This window comes from Dolichospermum sp. DET69 (assembly GCA_017355425.1).
In the GTDB taxonomy this organism is placed as follows: Bacteria; Cyanobacteriota; Cyanobacteriia; order Cyanobacteriales; family Nostocaceae; genus Dolichospermum.
Genome location: CP070233.1, coordinates 3,442,018 through 3,465,071 on the forward strand (window position 1 = coordinate 3,442,018; position 23,054 = coordinate 3,465,071).

Sequence of the window (23,054 nt, forward strand, 5' to 3'; positions counted from 1 at the left end):
GGTTTTTTACATTGTTTTGAGGATAAGACTTGGTGGACAAGGTAGACAAGGTGACAAGGGAGGAAAACCGCACAAATGAATGTATAATTAGTAACAAAACAATCCATGAATTGAGTATTTTGTGGATAAAATCCTCCTTGTCTACTATCCTTCCTTGTCTTCCCGGTCTTGCCTTTACAGAGAATATTAAAAACCTACACCTGTCAGCCTTAATCCCCCCGATGTATTGGGGGGAAACAAGAAAATCTAGTCCCCTCCCCAACACATCGGGGAGGGTTAGGGTGGGGTATAACTGTGATAAAAATTACAGAATAATACTTTTAAAACAACCTCTAAGACTAATATATAAATTCCTGACTTTAATTTCTACAAATCAAAAACCTGACATAATTAGCTTTAAGCCTACTTTGAATGGTAAATATTTATTGTCGTTTATCTGTACTTCAATATTAAATTTAGTGATTTACTAGAATAGAACAACTCCTAATTGATTCGTTATTTCAGATAATACTATAAATCAATACAGTGCAGTTAAGAATTTTTTCTTCCCTGGTGCGTCCTCTGCGTCTAGAGCGTTATGCCTACGGCTCCCGTAAGGGATAGGTTAAAAAAAATGAATTTCACAAAGAATTTGAAACTTAACTGAACCGTATTGGATCAGAAGGATACCATGACGGAGATCACTAAACCTCAGTTAACTTCCAGTTGTAATATCCGTGATCAGAATTTAGGAGACAGTAGCCCAGGAATAAATTCTTACCAATCACTAATTGAAATTAACCTCTATTAGAGGGAGCAATAATGGGATTTTCTACCGAGTCTCGATACTGTTGAACGTCTGCTGTGTAAGCAATTGGCAAGACAGCTTCTACGTTTTCATGAGGACGCGCAATAATTACCCAAGATTCGAGAGTACCACCGTGAACCTTTTCCACAGCGTCTATACCGGCAGCCATAGCGGCTTTGACTTCGGAAACGTCACCACGAATATTGACTGTAAAGCGGGCGCTACCAACTCGGATATAACCAACGAGGGTAACTCGACCGGCTTTTACCATTGCGTCTGCTGCTGCGAGGACAGCGGGAAAACCCTTGGTTTCTAATGATCCAACAGCCTGTAGTGACATTTTTAATCTCCTGTTATGAATATAAAGTTATAGGTTGCTACAAATTATGTTTATGAAGGGATGCTTCAATTTTTGATAGCGAACTTACTTAGAAAATACGGAAAGGTTCAGATTTGGAGGTGAAGTGAATAGGTAAGATGGTTTCCACATTTTCCGGAGGATTGGGAATAATGTAGTGGGTAATAACCTCACCACCATAAACTTCTTCACCAGCAGCAATTCCAGCGGCTACGGCTGTTTGCACTTCGGCAACGTGGCCTCTGACAGCAACTATCATGCGGCCACTTTCTGCGATACCGTAATAAACAATCGTGACCCCAGCAGCTTTAACCATTGCGTCTGCTGATGCTAAAACCGCGGGAAAACCTAATGTTTCAATTGCGCCAACTGCCATTGGCATGGCTTTAATCTCCTACGTTAGGGATAAGTGATTCTTATTTTACAAGAAAATGGGCAATTTTCTTTTTTAATGAGTATTGCTTGAGATGATCCGCTGTGATGTAAACTGAGAGTTATGTTTCCAAGTTTTCTTCCTACCGCAGTTGGGCAATTAACAGAACCAACATCCATCGCTTTGGCTCAACATATCCAACGTCAGGCGATTCCTACTTCTTTAAGCAATGAACCCATTAATACCACTTATATCCATCAAGGTCAGGGTGGGACACCGATTTTATTAATTCATGGTTTTGATAGTTCGATACTTGAATATCGGCGACTTTTGCCGTTACTTGCGGAAAAAAATGCAGTTTGGGCAGTAGATTTACTGGGTTTTGGCTTTACAGATAGATTACCGGGAATTGCTTACAGTGCGGAAGCGATTAAAACCCATCTTTACTCTTTTTGGCAAAGCCTAATTAATCAGCCCGTGATTTTGGTGGGTGCGTCCATGGGTGGGGCTGCGGCTATAGATTTTACCCTCACTTATCCAGACGCGGTAAAACAATTAGTATTAATGGATAGCGCCGGGTTAAAGGGAAATTCGCCGTTAGCTAAATATATTTTTCCACCTTTGGATTATTGGGCGACGGAATTTTTGCGAAATCCCAAGGTGCGCGATCGCATTTGTCGAACCGCATATAAAAACCCTAATCTAATTAATGATGATGCTTTGTGCTGCGGAGAATTACACCTGCAAATGCCTAATTGGACTCAAGCTTTAATTGCTTTTACCAAAAGTGGCGGTTATGGTGCTTTTAAATTCCCGCAACTTGCCACAATTAAACAACCAACATTAATTTTATGGGGCGATAGTGATAGAATTTTAGGAACTGGGGATGCTCCAAAATTTGCCAAAGCTATTGAGCAGAGTAAGCTAATTTGGATTAAAGATTGTGGTCATATTCCCCATTTGGAACAATCATTACCTGTCGCCCGACATATATTGGGATTTTGTAATTAATCGAGCAAAAAGATTCCCAACTTCTTAAATAAATTGGGGATATAAATTATTGAATTCAATCATATAACCAAGTATTAGCTGAAAAATCCTCACTATCTTGATTGGGCTTTTCCTGAAGTCGTTCAATTGATCTATGGGATTTTTTATATTGAATGGATTTGGCAATTTGACTAGCTTGTTCACTAGGTTGGTGACTAGATTGTTCACTAGGTTGTTTTAAAACTTTGATTTGTTCTAGTAACTGCGAGTTAGAATCTGCTAGTTGTAAAGCTGTTTGTTTTGTTTGAGAAAGTTCTTTTGTTAAACGTTCTGCTAATACTTCCTTTTCAGAAACAGCTATTTGTAAATCACTAATTTGCTTAATCAGAGTAGATTCTTTTTGTTTTAATCTAGAAACTGTTTGTTGTAGTTCTTTAATACTAGCTTCTAGTTCTAAATGATTATCAATTGGAACTATAGCAGTATCAGTGGTTTGTATTGGTGTTTCCAATACTGCTTCAGCAGTAATTTCAATTACAGGTTCACCTTGCAGAGGTATAAATTTTGTGTTTTCTTCCTGTATTAAGTTAGAGAGATTTTTTTTAGGCATTATATTATGAACTCCAATTACGTCGTCATTATTCAAGTATACGTCGTCAAGTAACAACAAAATATCAGATATTTTATTATTTTAGGTATTGTAGGGTGTGTTAGAACGAAGTTCGTAACGCACCATGATCAAATGCACCACCATTAATAATTTGGTGCGTTACGCTGTCGCTAACACACCCTACGTATTTTTTCTACAAAAATTTAGCGCAACCTCACATAGAATTGGCAGGAGGACAGATAATAGATAAAATCAAGATGTTTCCTTACTTATTCTTTTCCAATTTTGGCTACTATATCTTGTCCTCGTTGCCAGCAAATTATTGATAATCAAGCAATTACTTGTCCTCAATGTCGGCTATCGCTGAAAGCTTACGGACATCCTGGTATTCCCCTGTACCGCGCTCCAGAAAATGAGCATTTATGTGACAGTTGTACTTATCACTTTGATCATACCTGTAATTTTCCTCAATATCCCTATGCTCAAAACTGTACTCTCTATCAAAATATGGAAGAAAGTAAATTAAAACTGCAAAAGCAAAATTCTCATCATAGCCTGAGTGCAAGGTTTAATAGTTGGATAAAACGCCATCAAACTTTGTTATTAATACTAGCTTTATTATTAGTTTGTTTATTAATAACTTTGTTTACCTCCTAAAATAACATGGAAATTTTAATTCTAAATTCTAAATTCTAAATTCTTAATTCCTTGATGAAACTTCTTCCTCAAATACTTCTAAATCAAACCAAAAAGTAGTACCAACACTAACTTCACTCACCAAATTAACTTGACTATGATGTCTGTCAATAATGTTTCTGACAATTGATAAACCTAAACCTGTTCCTTCGAGAGTATGAACTCTGTTTTCTACCCGAAAGAAGCGGTCAAAAATTGCCTGTTGATCCTCTGGTGCTATACCAATTCCTGTATCACTAATTTCAATTCTAACTTTACCAGCATGATGATGAGAATTAGAATTAGCATCTAGTTGATAAGCACGGATAACTACCTTACCACCTGCTAGAGTAAATTTTAGAGAATTACCAATTAAATTACCAAAAACTTGCAGCAATAAATCATAATTTCCTAGGACTAAAGGTAAATCAGGAGTCATTTCCTGGAAGAGTTCAATACCTTTGTCTCTAGCATTAAGCTGGTAGGTACGTAACGTCTGTTCCAGTGCTTGTGGTAAATCTACTTTATCAAAACTGTAATTACGACCTGATTCAAGTTTGGATAAATCTAAAACATCATTAACTAAGCGAGTAAGTCTATCAGTTTCATTATTAACTGTTTGCAAAAATTCCTGGCGTTCATCAATACCTAAATCTTCGCCATAATCATGTAAAGTTTCAATATAGGTTTTGATGTTAAATAGAGGTGTTCTTAATTCATGAGAAATATTGCTGATAAATTGGCTTTTTGCTTCATTTAATTCTACTTCGCGGCTAATATCTTGAACGGTGATAGCTATACCTTTAATACTTTCCCTTTGCAGGTTAAGAACTGTGGTTAAAACAATGCGAATTGTGCGTTGAACGGGTTGTTTTAATAAGATACGAAATTCGGCACTTTCACATTCACCTGCTGCCATTTCATACAAAGTCCGGGATATTTCCATTTGGACAGTATGGGGTAGGTGATGCAGGATATTGCTACCAACAACATCCAGACTTTCCCAACTAAAAATCCTTCTGGCTGCGGGATTGACTAATATTACTTGCATATTATTATCAATCAAGACTGCACCATCAGCAATCGTGGAAACTAAAGTTTCTAATTTAGATTTTTCGGCAGTTAATTCTTCAATATTTTGCTCTTCATAACGCTCTAGTCGTTCTGCCATTTCATTAAAGCCGAAAATTAACTCTCCTAGTTCACCACCTAAGGGGATATCTATCCGTTGTTTGAAATTTCCAGTCGCAATTTGTTTAACACCAACTAGCAATTCTTTGATAGGTTTAGTAATAGTTAAAGCGTTAATTACTCCTGCCAAAATCACCATGACCCAAATTGTGATAAAAACCGCAATAGTAACATCACGGGTGAAATTAGTGGATATAACCGCGGTTTGGTTAGGATTTATGCCGACTGCTAACACACCTAAGTATTTTTTATCTACTATCAGAGGCACAAATACATCCGTAACTGCACCATCGGGGGTGTTATGTTGCCTAACCATTAACTGATCTTGATTACCAGCGTAATCTTCTGGTAGTTGGATATGTCGCTTAATGGTGAGGGAGTTTTCCACTTCTGGTTCCCAAAAAGGAATACCAAAAAAGATTTGTCCAGTCTCATCAGCGTATAGCATATAACGCACGCTAGAAGTAGCACTGTAGAAACGTTGGGAAAATTGGGCAACTTCAGTCAGATTGTTATCAGCAATTAAGGGAGCCACATTAGCCGCCAGCAGTAATCCTAGATCCCGACCAAAGCGGGTATCATTGAGACTTGCATCTTGCTGAATTGTGTTGACAGCCCAGAACGTCAAACCACTCATTACCAGGGAAACCATCAAGGTAGCGACGGCTAAAAGTTTAGTCTGAAGGGTGAATTCTGACCACCAATTGGCGATGCTTTCCGCCAGGGAAGCTATCGCTTTTGACACACTAGAGACGAATTCATCTCGGAAATTTATGAAAATAGCCAGCATCTTAAAATATAGGTGTTAGTAAGTAGTTAGACAAAATTAACTTCATGAGTGAAGTCAGGCAACAGGGAACACAAAGACAATGTGGTAATTAATTTTGTCCGATTATCGCTTCTTTCTTAATTTAACTATGTTTTTGGATTAATCGTGAAAACTCAGTTGAAACGGAGGTTATGTGATGTGACTATTACAATGTAAAATAGGTAATAATCTTAAATCCAACAACAGGAATGTTTTGACTTTCCTAGTTAAACCAACATTCTAACTCAGTAAATTATTTCCAAAGTACTTATAACCAGACTAAATTCTTTCTATTCTATTTATGACTAATCCTGAAATACCCCGCAAACTACCCAGTCAAGCAATCGCTGCCAAAATTTTTCACACTGGCAATATCATTAGTTTATTTATTATGATCACCAGTGGGTTGCAAATTTACAATGCTAACCCTGTCTTTGGTGGGCGTGGAGGATTACCTATTTTTCCCCTTTTTACTTTAGGTGGTTGGTTGGCTGGAGGTAGAGATTGGCATTTTGCAGCTATGTGGCTATTTTCTATCAATCTGTTCTGCTATGGAATTTATATTTTTGTTACCCAACGCTGGAAAAAGAGATTTGTTGGTGTGAATGATATCAAGGCATTACAAAAAAGTCAGAATAGCCAACGTTTAAACTATGCTTGGCATCGAATTATTTATACAGCAATCATTCCTATTTTATTATTAGCAATATTTACAGGCATAGGAATGTACAAACCTGCTCAATTTTCTTGGATAGTGGATATTTTTGGCAGTTGGCAAGCATTAAGAATTGTTCACTTTGCCTCTGTACCAATGGTGGTAATATTTGTCTGGCTGCACTGGAAATTGGGGCAGAATGTCGGCGGAGATGCTCTTACAAAATCTATGTTTTTATAAAAATATCAAAATTGAGGAATTAACATGAATAATCATGAACTTAACCGCAGAAAGTTTTTACAAATTTCTGGTTTATCGAGTATGAGTTTATTACTGGGTGGTTGTGGTACACCCATATTTGCCGATGTTGTAGGAACAGTTTCTGAACCTCTAAATCAGAAATTTGAAGAATTAATATTTCAGCCTCAAAAGCCAGTTCCAGAATTTTTACCTCATCAAATTGAACCAAATAATTTAATAGTTAATAGCTTTCAATCTACACCAATTATTGATCTAGAAAAATATCGTTTAATTGTAGACGGTGAGGTCAATAATCCTCTTAGCCTCAGTATGGCAGATATTCAAGCTTTACCGCTTACTTCCATGATTATTCGTCATGTTTGTGTAGAAGGCTGGGCAGCAATTGTGCAATGGGGTGGCATTCGTCTGAGGGAAATTATCGCCCTTTCTCAACCTAAATCTCAGGTAAAATATGCCTATTTTAAATCAGCAGATGGTTATGATGAAAGTTGGGATATAGCTTCAGTTTTACACCCACAAACTTTATTAGCATATCAAAAAAATGGTGCAGCTTTGCCTGTGGAAAATGGTGCGCCTTTGCGGTTAGCTTCACCAATTAAACTTGGTTATAAACAAAGTAAATGGGTAACACGAGTCACCCTCACCAATGAGTTATCAATTTCTAAAGGTTATTGGGAAGATAGGGGTTATGAATGGTTTGCAGGACTTTAAATTAAAGCATAAGGTAGGGGAATCAGAAGCAAAGCCCACCCTACATTTCCCTATTCCCTATTCCCTATTCCCTATTCCCTATTCCCTATTCCCTATTCCCTATTCCCTATTCCCTATTCCCTATTCCCTATTCCCTATTCCCTATTCCCTATTCCCTATTCCCTATTCCCTATTCCCTATTCCCTATTCCCTATTTCTTAACTAAAATATAGGCATTTGTATATTCAGGTAATTTTTGAATATATTGCTGAAAATCTTTTTCACTAGCAAAAGTTCCTGCTAAGAAATCAAGTTGATAAAGGTTAGGTAAAAATGCTCCACCTGTATCAGCAATTACGCCCATTTTTAATCGTTTCTGTCCACTTTGATTATCTTCAATAACAATTATTCTCCCTAACCCAATATTCAGAATATCTCCCGCAAATGTGACTCCTGGTTTTATGGATATTTTGGCATCTATTTTATATCCATAGCCTTTAATTGCATCAACTTCTTTAAAATACCAATAACGCTTTTGTGCAGTTGCATTTAAGCCCCGAATATAGGACATTCCATTATTTCTATCTACGTTTAAAAACTCTTTAGTTCCATCAGTAAAATTAACTAAAACAGTTCCCTGCATTAGTGCGGCTTCTAAACCATTGCGAGTTAAATAAGCAATAGGTTTAACTTTACCAAATTCTTTACCTCCAGGTTCATAAATACCTGATAAAACATCTTGTTTAGTATAGTTAGTGTAAAATTTATCTTGCTTTACTTCTTCGTTAATAGCATAGATTGGTATATTATATTTAGAAGTTTTTTGTCGAGAACCGGGATGAATAAAAGCTGCATATTTGGTAATTCTTAATTGTTTTTGTTGAGAATTTTCTGGGTTATGGGCAGACCATTTAATTACGCGAAAATTGGCGTTAATAAAATTTGGATCTTGTAATCGAGTTATTCGATTATTAGAAATGTCTTCTTCTAAGACAACAATCATGAAATCTAATGTTTTCAGAATATCTTTAACAGTAACTCCTTGAGTTACCAAGATGCCTGTGCGTTGAATATCGGGATCTTCTTGAGAATATTTTTGAAAATATTTTCTCGTATTTGTGAGTACGGTTAATAAATCAACTTGATTAAAATTTATGGGATTATTTGGTAATTTTCCTACTTTTAATACCTGATGAGAATTAATACTATATTGATATTTTTTCCATTCATTGATAACTGAATAAAATATGGATTTTTGATTATTTTTTATATTTACATCAGATGGTTTTTCTGTAGGTAAATCATAAGATAATTCTTTGATTGGAGAATTTACTATTTGGGACAATGATAAATTTTTAACAATTTGTTGCTGTTGAATTGGCTGTTTATTCATGAAACTTACTACTAATAAACTAGTAATAAATGCTGTGATTTTGAATTTTTGATTAAGTAGGATACGCATAGTTCATGAAGACAAACAACGATTATGCTTCATTTTAGCATTCTCAGAAGTATTGACAATGGACAATATGCCCAATTAAAGCGATTAATCATCCATTTCTTTTAAGGTGGCTAATGCTGAAGGTGATAAACGACTAAGATAGCGGAATATCCAATATTTAACTATAGTGTCTAAAATTACAGGAAATGTCGCAATAAACATAAATATATAATTTCTACTCGCTGGTAAACCTAAGTGTTCTGCAAATCCTTCCAGGATTACTTCCCACCCATGCGGTGAGTGAAAGCCCACAAATACATCTGTACATAAGATAATTAAAAAAGCTTTAGCACTATCGCTTAAACTATAAACAGTTTGATCTAGGAAGTGTTGAAAAGAAATAATATCTTTTGCATTAAAAACAATTACCAATGCAAAGGCAATGAATGCTATAATATCAGCAAATATATTACTAATAGCGTTGGCACTTTTAGCTTGAAATTCTGCTGCTAGTTCTATGGCTTTCTTTTTAATCTTCGATTCTACATTTTCTTGGGAAATTTCGGCTTCTGAATCTAGTAAACTTTTAAACTTTAATTTGGCTGTAAATATTTTTAATTCGTGAAAGGCTTTTGCTTCCATGTCCTCATTTAGAAAAATTTGGTTAGAGTTCCCATTTCTAATACTTTCTACTATGGGCAGGATCAATATCTGCTTAGATAGTTGATGAGTTAGGAGGGGAATAATAATTAGCAATAATAAGAATTTGACAGCAATAGTTGTCCGCTGTCTGGATAGTTGATATTTCTTGATAAATTCTTGATCTGCATTTGGAGATATATCACTCAGAATTTTTTTGAATGTACTACCAATTGATCTGGGAAATATGCCAGTTTTTAAGAATGTAAATGGTTGCGAAGAGGTATATTTATTAGATGATTGTGATGATTTTTTCACGGTAGGATAAATCTTTCTAGTTTGAGTCTAAGGTTAGATGTAGCCATGATCATTATCAACAACTATAACAATTAAAAAGGTTTATATTCAACTGTGAAATAAATACCATTTTCTTGTAATGTATTTCCAGTCCTATCTAACTTAACTAAGGGAATACCCCAATCAATTCTAGCGTTAAAGTTGTTACCAACTAAAAAGCGTAAACCTAACCCAACGGATGATAAAGTTTTTTTGAGAATTTTAGCTTCAGAATCAGAGTGATTCCAAATTGTACCAAAATCGAAAAAGGGAGATAATTGGATTGTGGTTTTTAGTTTGGGTATTTTCAGGATTGAGGTACGCATTTCTGCGGATGCAAATAAGCCATTATCAGCTAATAGTTGATCTTGACGATAACCTCTAACACTCTGTTGTCCTCCAATACTTAATTGTTCAAGAGGGACTAGAGGACGGTCAGCTAGTTGTAAATCAGAGCGTAATAATAAAGTTGTATCTGGTGTTAATAGGCGTAAATATTGGCTTTGTCCCCGCCAAGTTATAAACTGACTATCAGGTGCTTTATCATTAATTGTAGAATTTAAAGCATTAATTCCAAAGTTAAATTGTGACCGCAGAGCAAATACCTGTTGGGTATTTCTTTGAGTATATTCCTGGAAAAAACGGAGAGCAGAAATTCTCGTTTCTCCTTGTTGATTTGCACCAATAGATAAAGGAAAAGGGATATTTAACAGCGAAGTTTGTGATTCTTGTCGAGAAGCTGTTAAACCTACACTAAATTCTGCGTTGGGGGTTTGTTTTAGGGGTTGACGATAGGTGATTTGATAGTTGCGTGATTCTGATTGGATATCTAAGGTGTTAAAGGGCTTTTCAATAATATTACTATTAGTTAGACTATAATTTAAGCTAATAGTCCCATTATAGGGGTTGATGGGAAGTGAATAACTTAAATCATCGAGGGAGTTACTACCATCGGTATTGATATAGCCTACATGAAAGCGATCGCCAAATCCTAAAAGATTATTGTGACTGATTTGCAATTGACGACGGACACTACCAACACTAGGGGATCTTTGATTATCAATACTTAGTTGAGTCGAGAAAGCTTGAGCCTCTCGCACCTTAATTTCTAAGGTACTTACTCCCGGACGAGAACCTGCTGCTAATTCTGCTGATAAATTAGCAATTAAAGGGTCAAGTTGCAGCATTTGTAAGGACTCAAGCAAGCGATTTTGATTTAAAGGAGCTTTCGTTGCTAGTCCTAATCTACTGCGGAGATAACCAGCTTTTAATCTTTGTAAACCAGTGATCTTAATTGACTCAACTTCACCTTCAATCACTTCTATTTTTACTACCCCATTTTTTAATTCTTGGGGAGGTATAAATGCTCCAGATGTGATATATCCAGATTTTACATATAGTTGACTAATAGCGTCTTGAGCTTTCATTAATTCAGCAAAAGAGATAGGACGTTTAGTAAAAGGTTCTAAAGTTTTAGCTAATTCTATTTGACTAAAAACAGTGCTACCAATAACTTCAAATTCTGTAACTGTAATTGTTCCTGGAATTTGTTCTAATGATGGTTGAAGAATTGCAGGAATTTGTCCTGGTGTTGGGAATAGGTCTTCTAAAGGGGGTAATGGTTGGGGTTCTGGTAGAGGTTGGGGAATTGGTAATACTGTTGGATCTTTAGGTGTAACAGGTTGTGTAATTACTTGCGCGTTGACTGGTAATAATAGATTTGGGAAAAAAATTACCAAATCAATAAACAGAAATAACCGGTTAAATATGATTTTGTAGGAACTTTTGAATTTACTTTTCACTTTTTTAACACACCTTAATTTTGTAATAATAAACAGGGAAATACTAACGTAAAAACTAATTTTACTATCCTTTTTCAAGTATTATGAATTTCTAACAAATTACAGCCAATTACCTATGAGTACAAAAGCTGACCAAAAATAGGGATGTTTAAATTCATCTTGCTTTAAAACAGATAATTGAGCGCGACGCAGAGCTTCAGATTTTGTAATTTTACCATTACTTAATTCTTGATACAATTTAGTCATGAGTAAAGAGGTTGCTTGATCATCAACAGACCACAGACTAGCAATTGTACTTCGCGCTCCTGCTCTCACGGCTATTCCTGCTAAACCTAAAGTAGCTCTTTTGTCTCCACTTGCAGTTTGACAAGCACTTAAAACTAATAATTCAATTGGACGAATTTGCTTGTTATCAGAACGGAGTATATTCGTGAGTTGATCAATATTTAATTGATTATCCCAAGTTAAAATAAAATTATCTTCTGCTTTAGAGCTAAATTGACCATGAGTTGCTAAATGAACTATTTGAGCAGGATATTGTTTAATGTTGTTTTCTAGACTTGAATTTGTAAAAGACTCATTTTTCAAGAAATTTCCTAGGGGAAATTTAGATTTGATTTGTGCTAATTCTGATACTACATTAGGAAGGGCATCAAATTTTTGACGAGATTCACTTATTCCTCCTGCCAATAATTGCACTTGTTCTCGTAATAAAGGTTTAATATCTACAAGTTGCAAGCTAGGAGCAAGAGCAATACTATATTTTTCAATTAAATATTGTTTACCATCATAAAGAGCCGCTAAGGGAATATTTCTGAATACACCATCAGAAATAAAGACTAAATTTTTAATCTTGCTATATTTTAATTTTGCATCTAATTCTTGGTTGATTAACCAAGTATAAATTTCTTGAGATAATCTTAATCTTCTGGTGTTTGAACCTCTCGCATTAGTTAATTCACGTTTTAAGTCTTTAATACTGTTCTCTACATTTACTTGAGATATAGGTTGTGAATACTGTTGTAGAGGTTGATTAGGTAAAGCTACAATTAGTTCTAGTCTATCTTTTAAGATCAGAGTATAGAAAACAGCAGTGCTAGGATCATTAATTTCATCTATTTCTACAGATTTACTATTTAAACAAGCATTACGGAAGAAATTATCTAATTCTGCTAGTTGTAAATCTTCAATTACTTGTCTAGCTTCTTTAAGTTCTGCTTGACTTGAGTTTTCATGTAATAATAATCCTGCTAATTCTCGATAAACTGGTTCAACATCTTCTCGAAAAGAAAATTGCAAATCTGAACTAATAGCAACTAAATCGGTTCTGATGCTTTTTAAAGTTTGCACAGTTTGTTTATAGGCAGATATTGCATCTTTTTGTGTTCCTGTTGCTGCTAATATTCTGCCTAGTTGCCATTGCCATTTATAACTAATATCAGGTGCTTTAATTCTTTGAGCAATTAAAACAGCTTTTTCCGTCAATTTTTGCGCTTCTGGATAGCGTTGATTTTTTTCATAGACATTACCTAACACTCCTAAGCTATAACTTTCAGCACGATTATCTGCTAATTTTTGGGCTAAATTTAATGCTGTTGCTAATTCTTGAACAATTAAATTTTGATAAGTTTTTGCTATTTTTTCATCTTTGAGAATAGTTTTAGCGAAGGTAATCCGAGCATAAACTGCACTGCGACTAGCAGGTAATTTAGTTAAAATATCTTGTATTTTGGGAATTAATCCTTGAACTTCTGATATTTTTTGACTAAACAACAACAAATCAATTTGATTCAAATAGGCTTGAATAAGTAAATCAGAAGAGGGTGATTTTTCAATAGCTTGTTGATAATAATTCAAGGATTGCTCAAACTTTAATTGTAACCGCTGAGTTTTACCTAAACTGATTAAAATTTCAGTAACAGTAGCATCAGATGATAACTTTTCGGCAATAGTTAACCCTTGATTTAAGACAGTTATAGATTCATCTAATTTTCTCACTCCTCTTAAAATATCACCTAAAGTTAAGAGTGCTTTAGCTTTGAGTAAAGTATCCGGTTGCTTATCTAAGGTTATTTGAGTTGCGGTTAGATTTTTAATAGCTTGATTATATAAACCCAAACCTTGTAATGATTGAGCTTCATTAATTTTAGTTCTAATTAATCCAATGCTATCTCCTGATTTTTCATAAATATTAATTACCTGTTTCCAAGTATCTAAAGAAGCTTGAGAATCACCAATAGATAATTGAATTTGTCCTTGCACTTCTAAGGTTTTCGCAAATAGTTCTTGACGCTTTTTATTATCTGCTATTTTAGGTAAATATTTGATACTTTCTGCTACAGCTTGTTTAGCTTCTTGAGGATTCCCCATTCTTTGATAAACTAAACCTAAATTTCGCCAAGCTATGATTTGTCCAGTCAAATTATCTTGTTTTTGATAGTTATTAATAGCATCTTTTAAAATAGTAATAGCTGGTGGGAATTCTCCATTTTCGTATAATTTTTGAGCTTGATTTTCCCAAGATAGAGAATTTTCAGAAATTATGGAAATATTACTAACATTTGCTAAAACAGAAGAAGAACTGAAAACACAGCTTAATGATAATAAACTTAAAACCAAGAAATTGCGATTGAACATCATTATATCTTTCTTCCTTTGCGCCTTTGTGTGAGATAATCTTGATTATTTACAATCAGGTAGATTGTTTTTATCAGCTTGTAAAGTCACTTTTTCAGGATCAGCAGTGAGAACTACTTTACCATCTGGAGTAACCATCCAACCTTGTGCTTGTTGGATTTGTGGATGATGATTTATATTTTTTTGAGTAACTTTAACTGGAGAAGTAGAAACTTGTGTAAGGTTTGGTGAAATGTTTTCCCATTCGACAAAAGCCGGAGAATTGCTAATTAACTCATGGGTATCAGCAGGTAAACCTCCCTTACCAGTAATGATGAAAGAACTGCCCCCAGCAATTTTATCATCTTTGATAGCACAAACATCTTTATTTAAACTTTCGGCATCTACTAAACTTGTTGGTAAATTAGTTAAACCAGAGGTAGGATCTACTCCAGGAGTGGTAATTTCCACATTACCACTCACACCAAATTCAGAAGATGCGGTAATATCACTTAATGCAGTTTCTTGGGGACGATATTGTAAACCAAATAGTTGATTAGTTGTAATATTAATATTTCCTCCCTTACCTAGATAAGCATTAGCCGTAATATCATTATTTTCATAGGGTACAGCTACAATAAATGGGGAATTAATATTAATGTTTCCGCCATTTCCTCCAGATTGATCTGTGCCGGCTGTAGCTGTAATATTGCTATGATGACGCATGAATAATAAATCTTTTATTTGTAGAGTAATTCCTCCTCCCTGACTACTTGCAGTTGCAGCATTAATAAAAGCTTTATTATCTAACGTTAAAGTACCTGCTTGAACAGAAATATCTCCACCTTTACCGCTTCCTTGACTATTTACTCCTATCCCTGCACCGTTTTTAATAATAAATAGTTGGGGATCTATATCAATACTACCACTATCACCTGTAGAACCTTTTTCGGTACTAGCAAATAATCCGGTATTTGTGCCGTCTAAAGTAATTTTATCTTTTACCTTCACAATGATATTACCACCTTTACCACTACCAGAAGTAGACGCTGATATTTTTACACCATCACTCAAATTTAAGTTTTGGGAGGTAATTAAAATGTTACCCGCATCACCACTTCCTTTACTTTCAACAGCTAATTTTCCCTGTCCTGAAATGTTAATATTTTCTGGTGCGGTAATTTGTAAATCACCTCCTTTACCACTGGCAGATGTGGAAGCGGAAAGGATGGAATTGGGGAACATGGTAATATCTAAATCAGGCTGATTTTGATAAGGATTGAGTTTTAAAGTACCTGCGGGCGCTTGTCCTTGGGTTTCGGCGAAAACTCCCACAACCCCGGCTAGGTTGATTTTAGAGGCGTTTAAGGTAATGCTACCACCATAATCTTGATTAGTAGCTGTTTCTGTGGTTGTGGCGGTAATTCTAGCGGTTTCTGATAGGGTGAAATTGGGACTATTAATAATAATATCTCCGGCTTTTCCAGTATTATTGGTTTCTACTGAAATAATGGGAGCAAAATTCTGGACACCCTCTCCAATATTGACAGAATTAAGAGCATTAATTGTTACTGTACCGCCATTTCCACTTCCATTAGTAAACGCAAAAATGTTGCCCCCATTAGTAAGATTTAAGGTTGAGGTGTTGACTAAAATATCTCCGGCATTGCCACTACTAGAGGTATTAGTTTTAATGGTAGAATTATTAGTAATATTAAGGGTATTGGCGGTAATCTTCACAGTCCCTGCATCCCCTTGACCGAAGGTATTAGCTCTCAACTCAGAACCACCCAGCAGTTCTAGGGATTTGGTGGAAATATCCACACCTCCTGCTTTTCCTACTGCTCCTGTTTGCACTTGACTACCAGCAGAACTATTACCATCAAACTTGACAGCATCAGTAGCGGTAATCTTCACAGTCCCTGCATCCCCTTGACCAAAGGTACTAGCATCAAGAAAAGAACCACCCAGCAGTTCTAGGGATTTGGTGGAAATACCCACACCTCCTGCTTTTCCTACTGCTCCTGCTGCCACTTGACTACCAGCAGAACTATTACCATCAAACTTGACAGAATCAGTAGCAGTAATCTTCACAGTCCCTGCATCCCCTTGACCAAAGGTACTAGCAGTAAGAAAAGAACCACCCAGCAGTTCTAGGGATTTGGTGGAAATATCCACACCTCCTGCTTTTCCTACTGCTCCTGCTCTCACTTGACTACCAGCACTACTTCCACCATCAAACTTGACAGCATCAGTAGCAGTAATCTTCACAGTCCCTGCATCCCCTTGACCGAAGGTACTAGCAGCAAGAAAAGAACCACCCAGCAGTTCTAGGGTTTTGGTGGAAATATCCACACCTCCTGCTTTTCCTACTGCTCCTGTTCCCACTTGACTAGTAGCATAACTTCGACCATCAAACTTGACAGAATCAGTAGCAGTAATCTTCACAGTCCCTGCATCCCCTTGACCGAAGGTACTAGCAGTAAGAAGAGAACCACCCAGCAGTTCTAGGGATTTGGTGGAAATATCCACACCTCCTGCTTTTCCTACTGCTCCTGTTCCCACTTGACTACCAGCACTACTTCGACCATCAAACTTGACAGAATCAGTAGCAGTAATCTTCACAGTCCCTGCATCCCCTTGACCGAAGGTACTAGCAGTAAGAAGAGAACCACCCAGCAGTTCTAGGGATTTGGTGGAAATATCCACACCTCCTGCTTTTCCTACTGCTCCTGTTCCCACTTGACTTTCAGCATAACTTCCACCATCAAACTTGACAGAATCAGTAGCGGTAATCTTCACAGTCCCTGCATCCCCTTGACCAAAGGTACTAGCATCAATATCAGAACCACCCAGCAGTTCTAGGGATTTGGTGGAAATACCCACACCTCCAGCGTTTCCGACTGCTCCTTCTTCCACTCGACTTTCAGCATAACTTCCATCATCAAACTTGACAGAATCAGTAGCAGTAATCTTCACAGTCCCTGCATCCCCTTGACCAAAGGTACTAGCATCAATATCAGAACCACCCAGCAGTTCTAGGGATTTGGTGGAAATACCCACACCTCCAGCGTTTCCGACTGCTCCTTCTTCCACTCGACTTTCAGCATAACTTCCATCATCAAACTTGACAGAATCAGTAGCAGTAATCTTCACAGTCCCTGCATCCCCTTGACCTAAGGTACTAGCATCAAGAAAAGAACCACCCAGCAGTTCTAGGGTTTTGGTGGAAATACCCACACCTCCAGCGTTTCCGACTGCTCCTTCTTCCACTCGACTTTCAGCATAACTTCTATCATCAAACTTGACAGAATCAGTAGCAGTAATCTTCACAGTCCCTGCATCCCCTTGACCGAAGGTACTAGCAGTAAGAAGAGAACCACCCAGCAGTTCTAGGGATTTGGTGGAAATATCCACACCTCCTGCTTTTCCTACTGCTCCTGTTTGCACTTGACTACCAGCAGAACTATTACCATCAAACTTGACAGAATCAGTAGCGGTAATCTTCACAGTCCCTGCATCCCCTTGACCAAAGGTACTAGCAGTAAGAAAAGAACCACCCAGCAGTTCTAGGGATTTGGTGGAAATATCCACACCTCCTGCTTTTCCTACTGCTCCTGCTCTCACTTGACTACCAGCACTACTTCGACCATCAAACTTGACAGCATCAGTAGCAGTAATCTTCACAGTCCCTGCATCCCCTTGACCGAAGGTACTAGCAGCAAGAAAAGAACCACCCAGCAGTTCTAGGGATTTGGTGGAAATATCCACACCTCCTGCTTTTCCTACTGCTCCTGTTCCCACTTGACTAGTAGCATAACTTCGACCATCAAACTTGACAGAATCAGTAGCAGTAATCTTCACAGTCCCTGCATCCCCTTGACCGAAGGTACTAGCAGTAAGAAGAGAACCACCCAGCAGTTCTAGGGATTTGGTGGAAATATCCACACCTCCTGCTTTTCCTACTGCTCCTGCTCTCACTTGACTACCAGCACTACTTCCACCATCAAACTTGACAGCATCAGTAGCAGTAATCTTCACAGTCCCTGCATCCCCTTGACCAAAGGTACTAGCATCAATATCAGAACCACCCAGCAGTTCTAGGGATTTGGTGGAAATATCCACACCTCCTGCTTTTCCTACTGCTCCTGTTCCCACTCGACTTTCAGCATAACTTCGACCATCAAACTTGACAGAATCAGTAGCGGTAATCTTCACAGTCCCTGCATCCCCTTGACCGAAGGTACTAGCAGGAAGAAAAGAACCACCCAGCAGTTCTATGGATTTGGTGGAAATATCCACACCTCCTGCTTTTCCTACTGCTCCTTTTTGCACTTGACTTTCAGCATAACTTCGACCATCAAACTTGACAGAATCAGTAGCGGTAATCTTCATAGTACCTGCATCCCCTTGACCGTAGGTACTAGCAGAAAGTATAGAAGCATTGGTGAGATATAAAGATCCAGTCGTGATATTAATATCTCCTCCCTGACCTGTTCCATAGTTATCAGTGTTGATATTACCTCCATCAATTGAAATTGTATGATTAGCTTTGAGGTTTAAATTTCCTCCTGCTTGTATCTGACCAGATAAATTAAGATTATCTGCATTAAATGTTAAATTTTGACCAACTGTTAAATTACCTTCACTCTTAATTTCAGCTTGCTGATTTCTCAAAGCATTTCTAAATAACGCCTCCGGTTGTATATTCAATAAATGACTTGTAGCTGGTGCTGTGGCACTAAATAAACCATTTTCACCTAATTTAATACTATCGGCTGTTGTGGCTGTAAATGAACCACGAATATCTAAACTCGCACCATTGCCAAAAAATATCCCATTAGGATTAATTAAAAATAAATTTGCTGTTCCTTCTACTCCTAATGTCCCCAAAATGTTAGAAACATTTCCCCCAGTCACACGAGTTAATATATTTTCAATTCCTGTAGGATTAGCAAAATAAACACTTTTCCCAGCATCAACATTAAATTCTTGAAAACTGTGAAATAAATTTGTACCTCTAGTTGCACCACCATTAATGATGTCTTTAAGTGCGCCATGATTGATAGTAGAACTTTCTGCACCTAATGTATTATCAGGAGTGATCTGTGCAATAGCATTTTTACTTATATTTATTACTAATCCCATGAACAAAGTAGTACATCCTAAGAGATAAGATAATAGGCGTTGTTTAGATTTTACTGGTTTAGATACTTTCACCTGATGCACATATAAGTAAACTTACTGTGTATTGTACATCTTTTAGCAAAAAAAGTCTAGTCCGTCCTTGCGGACAGTTAACAATTATTATTTACAATTAGGCAGATTATTTTTGTCAGTTTGTAGAGTTATTTTTTGAGTATCAGCAGTGAGAAGAATTTTACCATCTGCAGTAATAATCCAACCTTGTGCTTGTTGAATTTGTTGATGATAATTAATATTTTTTTGAATTACTTTAACTGGAGATAAATTTGCTTGTGTAATTACATCTGAATTATTTTCCCACTCCACAAAAGCGGGAGAATTGCTAATTAACTCATGGGTATCCGCAGGTAAACCACCTTTACCAGCAATGATAAAAGAACTACCACCAGCTATTTTATCATCTTTTATCGCACAAACATCTTTCTTGAGACTTTCTATATCTACTAAACTTGTTGATAAATTAGTTAAACCAGAAGTAGGATCTACTCCTGGAGTGGTAATTTCGACATTGCCACTCACACCAAATTCAGAAGATGCGGTAATATCACTTAATAAAGTTTCCTGGGGACGATATTGTAAACCAAATAGTTGATTAGTTGTAATATTAATATTGCCTCCCTTACCTAGATAAGCATTGGCTATAATATCATTATTTTCAGATGGTACAGCTACAATAAATGGGGCATTAATTTTAATATTCCCGCCATTTCCTCCAGCTTGATCTGTGCCGGCGGTAGCTGTAATATTGCTATTATGACGCATTAACAATAAATCTTTTATTTGTAGAGTAATTTCTCCTCCTTGACTCCTAGCAGTAGCAGCATTAATAAAGGCTTGATTATCTAAAGTCAGAGTACCAGCTTCTATAGAAATATTCCCACCTTTACCGCTTCCTTGACTATTTACTCCTATCCCCGCACCGTTTTTAATGATTAATATTTCGGGGTCAATATCAATACTCCCACTATCACCTGTTGAACCTATTTGAGTATTGGCAAATAGTCCGGTATTTGTGCCGTCTAAGGTGATATTATCTCTTGCTTTCACAGTCATATTTCCTGCTTTGCCATTACTACCTTTGGCAGCAGTGCTGATGATTTGTCCTCCGGTTTCTATATTTAGATTATTAACATTAATCCCAATTTCACCACCATTGTTACTACTGCGTGTTAACACACTTAAAAATCCTCCATCTGACAGATGTAAAACACCTTGAGGATTACCTTGATTAATCATAATAGTTCCACCATTGCCACTATTAAAACTTTCACTGGAAGAAAGTAAACCACTATTAATTCCAAATGTATTCACTCCAGAAATATCAATGAAATTGGCATTATTAATAAAAATGTTTCCTGCTGTACCTGTTCCCTTAGTTTGAGCTTCTATTCTTGCACCGTCTCTAATAGTTAAATTAGGAGTATCAAGAGTTATATTACCTGCATTTCCTATGGAATTATTTTCTGCTAAAGCAAAGATACTACTTGAACTCTTTCCGTCAAATGATGTGCCAATTACATCTATTGAATCTATAGCCTCGATCTTAATATTTCCGCCAACGCCTTTATCAATAGTTCCCGCAAGTATCTTTGATCCATTCTTAATACTAAGTTGATTTGTGGTGATATTTAAACTGCCTGCATTACCAGTTCCCAGGGTATTGACAGCTATAATTGATCCGTCTTGGAGGGAAATCTGCTTTGCTTTAGTGGTGAGATTACCTGCATTACCTGAACTGAGAGTGAGAGTACCTAAACCACCGGCACCTATTAATTTAATTTGATCAGCATTTATTTCTAAATTACCAGAATTACCTGCATCGGAAAATTTAGAAAATTGAGCATAGATATTGCTGATAATGCTAGTAGGAGTAATTCCTTGTGAATTGAGAAAAAATTTGGTGGAAGCATCTAATTGATTAAATTGATTATTGACTTCTAAAGGAATTAAGGTAGGGTAAAAATCAGGAAGAAATTTAGGTGCGAGAGAACTAGTAGCAACTCCTGCTCCATCCCGTGTTGTTAATAGTTTGGTATTGATTGTTAATGTTCCTGCTTGCCCAGTTGCCTGGGTACCTGTGGTTATTCCAGCAAAAATATCAAAAAATGATTGCAATGTTTCCAGTCCTTGAAAATAAGTTGCTCTTGGGTTATTACCAATAATTTCAATAGATTCTGAGGCATTAATAATGATATTGCCTCCTTTACCTCGCTTAAAATCATCATTAGTTAGTTGAAAGTTACTAACTTTAGATTTGATAATATATCGGATATCAGCATGAGATGAAGAAGTAATTCCTGTTTGAAATATAGGATTATCCCTATCATCTTGAATTAGAAGTTTATTTGTTGTCAAGTAGATATTCCCAGCATCTCCCAACCCGTCTGTAGAAGATTCTAATACACCACCATTGGTTAGATTAACTTCTTTCGCATTAACAATTAAATCACCGCCACTACCAAGACCATAAGGTCGCGCTCCGAAACGAGCGTTAGCACCATATATATTCAGAACATCTGTTTCAATTATTAAATTTCCACCTTCTCCTAAACCATCTATATTCACTAATATTATACCATGATTATTTGCGTTAATTAATGGAGATTTTAGGTAGATATCACCTCCTGTTGAGGAGTTACCATTACAAAAGTTTACTTGACTACAGAGATTAGTACCACTGTTAACTAATCCTTCTATTGAAATAGAATTACCGCTAATTAGTTTAATATTTCCCCCACTGCTATTTACGCTTTTAGAAGTAATTTCTCCAACTCTAATATCTGTTGCTGTATCTAGTGATATATCTCCTGCTGATCCTGTAGAAGAGGAAGTATTAAGTATGCCATTTGTTGTATTAATTCCTCCATTCATACTATTCAAGGTAATTTTAGAAGCTGTAATGCTGGATGTAGTAATATCTCCAAAAGCATTAAATGTTAAATCTTTACCTATTATTAAATTACCTTCATTCTTAATTAATCCTGGTTGATTTCTCAAAGCATTAGTAAATAATGCCCCTGGTTGGACAGAAAGTAAATTACTATTTTGAGGATTAGTAGCACTAAATAAACCATTTTCACCTAATTTAATACTATCGGCTGTTGTGGCTGTAAATGAACCACGAATATCTAAACTCGCACCATTGCCAAAAAATATCCCATTAGGATTAATTAAAAATAAATTTGCTGTTCCTTCTACTCCTAATGTCCCCAAAATGTTAGAAACATTTCCCCCAGTCACACGAGTTAATATATTTTCAATTCCTGTAGGATTAGCAAAATAAACACTTTTCCCAGCATCAACATTAAATTCTTGAAAACTGTGAAATAAATTTGTACCTCTAGTTGCACCACCATTAATGATGTCTTTAAGTGCGCCATGATTGATAGTAGAACTTTCTGCACCTAATGTATTATCAGGAGTGATCTGTGCAATAGCATTTTTACTTATATTTATTACTAATCCCATGAACAAAGTAGTACATCCTAAGAGATAAGATAATAGGCGTTGTTTAGATTTTACTGGTTTAGATACTTTCACCTGATGCACATATAAGTAAACTTACTGTGTATTGTACATCTTTTAGCAAAAAAAGTCTAGTCCGTCCTTGCGGACAG

Annotated in this window: 14 protein-coding genes; 4 read left to right on the forward strand and 10 right to left on the reverse strand. The window is 36.4% G+C overall.

Annotation, left to right across the window (positions count from 1 at the left end; translation table 11 throughout):
• Window positions 1–776: 776 nt before the first annotated feature.
• Both EZY12_15760 and EZY12_15765 read right to left on the reverse strand, forming a co-directional pair.
• Window positions 777–1,127, reverse strand: coding sequence for a carbon dioxide-concentrating mechanism protein CcmK (locus tag EZY12_15760; protein QSX66282.1), 351 nt, complete (start codon window positions 1,125–1,127; stop codon window positions 777–779).
• An 88-nt stretch (window positions 1,128–1,215) separates the two neighbouring features.
• Window positions 1,216–1,527, reverse strand: a complete 312-nt coding sequence (locus EZY12_15765) for a carbon dioxide-concentrating mechanism protein CcmK (GenBank protein ID QSX66283.1) — start codon at window positions 1,525–1,527, stop codon at window positions 1,216–1,218.
• 114 nt (window positions 1,528–1,641) lie between these two features.
• On the opposite strand from EZY12_15765, the gene EZY12_15770 reads away from it, so the two are divergent.
• Complete coding sequence (locus EZY12_15770) at window positions 1,642–2,529, forward strand: alpha/beta hydrolase (protein QSX66284.1); 888 nt, start codon at window positions 1,642–1,644, stop codon at window positions 2,527–2,529.
• Between the two features lie 55 nt (window positions 2,530–2,584).
• Here the strand turns inward: EZY12_15770 and EZY12_15775 are convergent, their stop codons facing one another.
• Window positions 2,585–3,118, reverse strand: coding sequence for a hypothetical protein (locus EZY12_15775; GenBank protein QSX66285.1), 534 nt, complete (start codon window positions 3,116–3,118; stop codon window positions 2,585–2,587).
• Window positions 3,119–3,403: 285 nt separating this feature from the next.
• Between EZY12_15775 and EZY12_15780 the strand changes: the two genes are divergently transcribed.
• Window positions 3,404–3,775 carry a zinc ribbon domain-containing protein gene (locus tag EZY12_15780; protein QSX66286.1) on the forward strand — a complete coding sequence of 124 codons (372 nt, stop codon included), beginning with the start codon at window positions 3,404–3,406 and terminating at the stop codon, window positions 3,773–3,775.
• 43 nt (window positions 3,776–3,818) lie between these two features.
• On the opposite strand, the gene EZY12_15785 is transcribed toward EZY12_15780, so the two are convergent.
• Window positions 3,819–5,729 carry a HAMP domain-containing protein gene (locus EZY12_15785; GenBank protein QSX70691.1) on the reverse strand — a complete coding sequence of 637 codons (1,911 nt, stop codon included), beginning with the start codon at window positions 5,727–5,729 and terminating at the stop codon, window positions 3,819–3,821.
• 364 nt (window positions 5,730–6,093) lie between these two features.
• Here EZY12_15785 and EZY12_15790 point away from each other — a divergent pair, with 364 nt between their 5' ends.
• Together EZY12_15790 and EZY12_15795 are read left to right on the forward strand one after the other, a co-directional pair.
• Window positions 6,094–6,687 carry a cytochrome b/b6 domain-containing protein gene (locus tag EZY12_15790; GenBank protein QSX66287.1) on the forward strand — a complete coding sequence of 198 codons (594 nt, stop codon included), beginning with the start codon at window positions 6,094–6,096 and terminating at the stop codon, window positions 6,685–6,687.
• A gap of 24 nt (window positions 6,688–6,711) precedes the next feature.
• A complete protein-coding gene (locus EZY12_15795; protein QSX66288.1) occupies window positions 6,712–7,419 on the forward strand; it encodes a molybdopterin-dependent oxidoreductase in 708 nt (235 codons plus the stop codon).
• A gap of 190 nt (window positions 7,420–7,609) precedes the next feature.
• Here the strand turns inward: EZY12_15795 and EZY12_15800 are convergent, their stop codons facing one another.
• The 6 genes from EZY12_15800 to EZY12_15825 form a co-directional block, all read right to left on the reverse strand.
• Window positions 7,610–8,860 carry a hypothetical protein gene (locus EZY12_15800; GenBank protein QSX66289.1) on the reverse strand — a complete coding sequence of 417 codons (1,251 nt, stop codon included), beginning with the start codon at window positions 8,858–8,860 and terminating at the stop codon, window positions 7,610–7,612.
• Between the two features lie 84 nt (window positions 8,861–8,944).
• A complete protein-coding gene (locus EZY12_15805; protein ID QSX70692.1) occupies window positions 8,945–9,808 on the reverse strand; it encodes a CemA family protein in 864 nt (287 codons plus the stop codon).
• 59 nt (window positions 9,809–9,867) lie between these two features.
• Complete coding sequence (locus tag EZY12_15810) at window positions 9,868–11,586, reverse strand: ShlB/FhaC/HecB family hemolysin secretion/activation protein (protein ID QSX70693.1); 1,719 nt, start codon at window positions 11,584–11,586, stop codon at window positions 9,868–9,870.
• 129 nt (window positions 11,587–11,715) lie between these two features.
• Complete coding sequence (locus tag EZY12_15815) at window positions 11,716–14,256, reverse strand: CHAT domain-containing protein (GenBank protein QSX66290.1); 2,541 nt, start codon at window positions 14,254–14,256, stop codon at window positions 11,716–11,718.
• Between the two features lie 42 nt (window positions 14,257–14,298).
• Window positions 14,299–19,380 (reverse strand): filamentous hemagglutinin N-terminal domain-containing protein, encoded by a 5,082-nt coding sequence (locus EZY12_15820; GenBank protein ID QSX70694.1) that lies wholly within the window; start codon window positions 19,378–19,380, stop codon window positions 14,299–14,301.
• 159 nt (window positions 19,381–19,539) lie between these two features.
• Complete coding sequence (locus EZY12_15825; GenBank protein QSX70695.1) at window positions 19,540–22,905, reverse strand: filamentous hemagglutinin N-terminal domain-containing protein; 3,366 nt, start codon at window positions 22,903–22,905, stop codon at window positions 19,540–19,542.
• Window positions 22,906–23,054: the final 149 nt, after the last annotated feature.